Here is a 527-nt window from a genome sequence, read left to right on the forward strand (position 1 = left end):
GCGGCGTTATAAAACAGGAGATCACAGTGAGTTTAGTTAAGGAATTTAAGTTTATTAAGTGGGAAGAGTTTGGAGAAGTTGTTGAGGAAAATAGAGTTGTGGAGCCTTCAGTTTCATTGAGAAGGTATGCCGAACTGAATAGATATGATGTCAAAAATAGGCTTCCCTCAGCAGTTAAAGAGTTACTTACACTCGCCAAGCTTTATGATATTCCCTACAACAATAGCTCTAGTCCAGTAACTTTTTCTTATGCCATTATCGATGCCATATTTACGACTATTATTGTTTCTGCTGCTGAAAGAGACATGATACTAAATGCGCAACTTGAAACAGCGACTCATTCGCAGTTGGTTGAGGCGGAGCAGTTTATATCTGAACTAAGGTTGCCAGAGGTTCGATAGTTTTATAACAAAGCGTTTAAGGCAGATTCGCAACGCGTGGCATTTTCAGTTCAAATTGGCTTTTGTGTTTACGGTGCAATGGTTTAGGTTAGGTGGCGGCGTTGCTCACTACTTAACGCGGCGTTA

At 40.6% G+C, this 527-nt stretch carries 1 protein-coding gene; it reads left to right on the top strand.

What is annotated here, in order from left to right; genetic code table 11:
• Positions 1-401, top strand: a 401-nt coding sequence (locus KIV41_RS24575; RefSeq protein ID WP_285337848.1) for a hypothetical protein, incomplete at its 5' end; no start/stop codon positions are given.
• Positions 402-527: the final 126 nt, after the last annotated feature.

Source organism: Vibrio sp. D401a, assembly GCF_030248515.1.
GTDB classification, from domain to species: Bacteria; Pseudomonadota; Gammaproteobacteria; order Enterobacterales; family Vibrionaceae; genus Vibrio; species Vibrio rotiferianus.